Here is a 1,976-nt window from a genome sequence, read left to right on the forward strand (position 1 = left end):
CCAGAGCATGGGCCGACGTCGCCCGGTAAGGCAACCCGGCCACCGAATTGCGCCGAAGCTCCCTGGACACCGTCGAGGCAGATCTGCCGACCACGGCCCCGATCCGGCGCAGCGAGTATCCCTGGGCGCGCATCACCGCGATCTCCTCACACTGGGCGAAAGTCAGGCACCTGCCCTTCAGATCCCTGCCGCGGCGTGGCCTGACACCCCCGGCCTCGGCCAGGACCCGGCGCCCAGTCCGCCTGCTCGTATTGATCGGCACAACAGCGTCAGTGATGAAATCACCGGCCTGCATCCCAGCCCAAAACAGCTGCAGAAGATCCGGTCTTACATAAATCGAATACCCCGCCATAACAACACCCATCCGCTAAGTGTTGCAATCACCGCAAGAACCCAAGGATCCCCTTGCGGGCCTCGACTCGTCGTTGCATGACCGTGTTCGTCAGAGCATCGAAGTGAGTACGCCTCCATCTGCGCGCATGGCGGCCCCGTTTGTTGCCGATGAGAGTGGGCTTGCGAGGAAGACTGCCAGGTTTGCGATTTCTTCAGGCTCTATGAACCGCTCGAGGAGCGAGGTCTGATTTCCACCGATGATGGCCGCCTTGAGTTCACTTGTCGCGAGCTGCTGCGTCTTCGCAATTTGCTCGATTGTTTCGGCGACGCCGTCTGAATAGGTGGGTCCGCCAAGGATTGTATTGACCGTAACGCCGGTACCACGGGTGAGCTTGGCAAGTCCGTTGCTCAAGGCGAGTAGTCCTGCCTTGGTCACGCCGTAGTGGGTCATGTCGGCAGGGATGTTTACTCCCGATTCGCTGCCGATGAATATGATCCGGCCCCATCCGGCGTCCACCATTTTGGGAAGTACTGCGCGTGACAGCCGCACGCCACTCATAACGTTCACATCGAAGTAGCGCCCCCAGTCATCATCGGAGATTTCCCCGAAGGGTTTCACTTCGAAGAGTCCGACATTGTTCACGAGGATGTCGATGTCCTCGAGCGAACCCAGCAGGTGCTGTACCTCCGCAGGGTTGCGAAAGTCAGCAGCAATGCCTGAGACGATCGCGCCGGGCACCTCTGCCCTAAGTTTGCCCACCGCGCTTTCGACCCGGCTCTCATCGCGCCCGTTGATGATGACAGACACGCCCTCTCGAAGCAGCGCCTTCGCAATCGAGTAGCCAATGCCCTGGGTAGCGCCGCTAATGAAGGCCCGATTGGCCGCTAACTGCATGTCCATGATTGTGTTGCCTCACATTTTTTACTTGCTTGGGAAACCAAATGCTACAAGTAAATGATTGCTCAGTCAACTAAATGTGCAGCTAAACCCGGCTGTATCTCGTACTCTGGTCGTATGACTGATAGCAGCCCTCCAGTAGAACTAGCCGGTGAGGACCTTGAGACATGGGCGGGACTGGCTACCGTTTTGGAGTGGTTGCCGCCTGCGCTCGATGCGCCGTTGGTGCAAGATTTTGACCTAACACACTTCGAGTACGGCATCCTCTTCGCATTGGCTGACGCAGCTGATCGGACACTTCGCATGAGTGATCTGGCCGGCTTTGCCAACAGCTCTCTGTCGCGACTGTCTCGCGCAGTGTCACGGCTGGAAGGCCGGGGCTGGGTTCGGCGCTCCCAGGACCCCAGGGACGGGAGATCCACCCGAGCAACTCTCACCGACGCCGGCCGCAAGGTGATCAATGAGGCAACTCCGAGTCATGTCGACACCGTCAGAAGGCTGGTCCTTGACCCGCTAACGGCCGCTCAAAGACGCCAGTTGCGAGAGATCACCTTGCGTATTCAAAAGGCAATCAGGACACAGGAGGGATGGCGGCCGCCGCGAGGCATCAGTTCTCCCGCAGCATCGGAATAGCACATGTAGTCCTCGCAGAGTTCAGCTAGCAACTCGGGAACCATGCGGGTTGTCCGGTGAGGGATCCTTGGGTTCTCGCGGTGATTGCAACACTTAGCGGATGGGTGTTGTT

General features: G+C 58.9%; 3 protein-coding genes. 1 reads left to right on the forward strand and 2 read right to left on the reverse strand.

What is annotated here, in order from left to right; all coding sequences use genetic code 11:
* Together QK287_RS18340 and QK287_RS18345 are read right to left on the reverse strand one after the other, a co-directional pair.
* The coding region (locus tag QK287_RS18340) for a helix-turn-helix domain-containing protein (RefSeq protein WP_282361124.1) at positions 1–364 on the reverse strand (364 nt) is incomplete at its 3' end.
* A 78-nt stretch (positions 365–442) separates the two neighbouring features.
* Complete coding sequence (locus QK287_RS18345) at positions 443–1,234, reverse strand: SDR family oxidoreductase (protein WP_282361125.1); 792 nt, start codon at positions 1,232–1,234, stop codon at positions 443–445.
* Positions 1,235–1,348: 114 nt separating this feature from the next.
* Here QK287_RS18345 and QK287_RS18350 point away from each other — a divergent pair, with 114 nt between their 5' ends.
* Positions 1,349–1,864: a MarR family transcriptional regulator gene (locus QK287_RS18350; RefSeq protein WP_226775795.1), complete on the forward strand. Its 516-nt coding sequence runs from the start codon at positions 1,349–1,351 to the stop codon at positions 1,862–1,864.
* Positions 1,865–1,976 lie beyond the last annotated feature (112 nt).

The sequence above is a fragment of the Arthrobacter sp. AL05 genome (assembly GCF_029960715.1).
GTDB lineage: Bacteria > Actinomycetota > Actinomycetes > Actinomycetales > Micrococcaceae > Arthrobacter.